Here is a 2,736-nt window from a genome sequence, read left to right as displayed (position 1 = left end):
ACCGGCTACAAGATTTTCGACCGCTACAAAGAACACGGGCTCGAGGCCCTGACCGACCGGTCACGCCGGCCGGTGCGCTATGCCAACCAGCTGCCGGGGCAGATCGAGAGCCTGATCGTCCAGCTCAAGAGCGAGAAGCCGCACTGGGGCGCCCGCAAGATCCGCGAACTCCTGGTCCGGCGGCTCGATGGTGACATCCGGGTTCCGGCCAAAAGCACGATCCACGCGGTCCTCGACCGTCACGGCCTGGTCAAGCGCGGCGGCGGGCCGCGCCACCGTGCGCGCGGCACGCCGCTGTCCGAGGGCGCTCATCCCAACGACTTGTGGTGCGCCGACTTCAAGGGCGAGTTCAAGCTTGGCAACGGGCGCTATTGCTATCCGCTCACCGTCACCGACCAGGCCTCGCGCTTCGTGCTTCTGTGCGAAGCGCTGGAATCGACCCGCGAAGACACAGCTTTTACCGCCTTCGAGCGGCTGTTCCGCGAACGCGGTCTGCCGCTCGCCATCCGGTCCGACAACGGCGTCCCCTTCGCCAGTCCGCATGCCCTGTTCAACCTCTCGAAACTCTCGGTCTGGTGGCTGCGCCTCGGCATTGCGATCGAGCGCATCAAGCCCGGCAAGCCCCAGCAGAACGGCCGCCACGAGCGCATGCATCTCACCCTGAAGAAGGAAGCCACACGGCCGCCCGGCATGAACAGCCTGCAGCAGCAGGACCGCTTCGATGCCTTCGTCAGTGAGTTCAACACCGAACGCCCCCACGAGGCGCTCGCCATGAAATGCCCGGCCGAAGTCTATGCGCCATCACCCCGCCGATACGACGGCCTGCCCGAACTGGCCTATCCGTTCCACGACCGCGACATCCTCGTCACCGCCTGCGGCCGAATCTGCCTGCACCGAAAGAAAATCAACGTCTCGACTGTGCTGGCCGGCCAGCGTCTCGGAATCAGGGAAGTCGACGACGGCATTTGGCTCGCAAGCTTCATGCGCTACGATCTCGGATATTTCGACCTGGAGCAGAAAACCTTGCAACCCATCGACAACCCGTTCGGCACGAGGTTGTCACCCATGTCTTAGGTACCATCTGTCACCGATGGGTCCGGGCCGGACACAAAGGGAATATTGGTCGGAGTGGCAGGATTTGAACCTGCGACCCCCTCGTCCCGAACGAGGTGCGCTACCAGGCTGCGCTACACTCCGACTTTGAAGGGGCGTCTTATAGCCACGACCCGGCCGCCCCGCAAGGCGAGCCGCGGGGCAATTTTTCGCAAATGTTTCCGCGGCCGGCACGCGCAAAACCGGCGAAAAGCGGCTAAGAAGCCCCGCATGCATGTCATGTCGAAAACGCGCCTGATCAAGGCCGTGCCGGGGTCGGCGCGGGCCGCGGCGGATTGCTTGTCGCGCGGTGGCCTGGTCGCTTTTCCAACCGAAACTGTCTACGGTTTGGGGGCCGACGCCACCGACGGGCAAGCTGTTGCGCGCCTGTACGAGGCGAAGGGCCGTCCGGCCTTCAATCCGCTGATCGCGCATGTGTCAAATCTCGATACAGCGCGGCAGCTTGCGATTTTCAACGCGGATGCGGAGCGGCTTGCGGCAGCGTTCTGGCCGGGGCCGCTGACGCTGGTCTTGCCGCGAAAAGCCGGCTGTCCGGTCTCGGACCTCGCCACTGCGGGCCTCGACACCATCGCGCTCCGGGTCCCCGATCACGCGCTGGCCCGCGAAATCCTGCGCGCTTTCGGCAGACCGGTCGTGGCCCCGTCCGCCAATATTTCGGGGCATGTCTCGCCCACGACCGCGGCGCATGTGTTCGAGGACCTCGACGGCAAAATCGATCTGATCGTGGATGGCGGGCCGGCGCCGGTCGGCATCGAGTCCACCATCGTCGCTTGCATCGACGTCCCCGCAATCCTGCGGCCGGGCGGTCTGTCGCGCCAACAGATCGAAGCGGCGCTCGGCCATGGGCTCGCGCAAGCCATGGAGACCGCGGAGGAAACCCCGCTCGCGCCGGGCATGCTGGAAAGCCATTATGCACCGCGGACAGCGCTTCGGCTCAGCGCGACAGGCGTCGAACCGGGCGAAGTCCTGCTTGCCTTCGGCACGCCGCTTCCGGGCGCCGCGGCCATGCTGAACCTTTCCGAAAGCGGCGATCTGTCCGAGGCCGCGGCCAACCTGTTCGGTCATCTGCGCCGGCTGGATGCGATGGGCGCCCCGAAAATCGCCGTCATGCCGGTCCCGTATCAGGGGCTGGGCGAAGCCATCAACGACCGGCTCCGCCGCGCCGCGGCCCCGAAAGAGTTCCCCGTTTCATCCTCGTAGAAGTGCCAATGCTCACGCCGGACAAAGACCTGATCACGAAGTTCACAGAGATCGTCGGCGAAAAATACGCCATCACCGATCCGGACGTGCAGGCAGCCTATCTGCACGAACAGCGCGACCGCTGGCCGGGCCGTTCCCCGCTGATCCTGCGGCCGGATTCCACAGAGCAGGTCGCGGCCATCCTGAAACTGGCGAACGAGACCCGGACCGCCATCGTGCCCCAGGGCGGCAACACCGGGCTGGTCGGCGCGCAAATGCCGCTCAACGGCGAGATCGTACTCTCGCTCAACCGCATGACGAAGATCCGCGAGGTCGATCCGGTCACCAACACGCTTACCGCAGAAGCCGGCGTCACCTTGCAGCGCGCGCGCGAAGCCGCCGCGCAGGTCGACCGGCTCTACCCGCAGCTCCTTCCGTCGGAGG

The 2,736-nt window shown here is 65.6% G+C and carries 3 protein-coding genes and 1 tRNA gene; 3 read left to right on the top strand and 1 reads right to left on the bottom strand.

The features are described 5' to 3' along the window. Positions 1-1,074 (top strand): helix-turn-helix domain-containing protein (locus ACK41X_RS23350; protein WP_409728678.1); only part of this gene is annotated, 1,074 nt, incomplete at its 5' end. A 46-nt stretch (positions 1,075-1,120) separates the two neighbouring features. On the opposite strand, the gene ACK41X_RS23345 is transcribed toward ACK41X_RS23350, so the two are convergent. Then, a tRNA-Pro gene (locus ACK41X_RS23345) sits at positions 1,121-1,197 on the bottom strand. 135 nt (positions 1,198-1,332) lie between these two features. Between ACK41X_RS23345 and ACK41X_RS23340 the strand changes: the two genes are divergently transcribed. Beyond that, positions 1,333-2,313 carry an L-threonylcarbamoyladenylate synthase gene (locus tag ACK41X_RS23340; RefSeq protein WP_409728676.1) on the top strand — a complete coding sequence of 327 codons (981 nt, stop codon included), beginning with the start codon at positions 1,333-1,335 and terminating at the stop codon, positions 2,311-2,313. Positions 2,314-2,321: 8 nt separating this feature from the next. After that, positions 2,322-2,736 (top strand): FAD-binding oxidoreductase (locus ACK41X_RS23335; RefSeq protein WP_409728673.1); only part of this gene is annotated, 415 nt, incomplete at its 3' end.

It is taken from the genome of Pseudorhodoplanes sp. (assembly GCF_046289595.1).
Taxonomy (GTDB): domain Bacteria; phylum Pseudomonadota; class Alphaproteobacteria; order Rhizobiales; family Xanthobacteraceae; genus Pseudorhodoplanes.
Note: the sequence above shows the minus strand (reverse complement) of the source record. Positions and strands in the feature narration are given on the sequence as shown.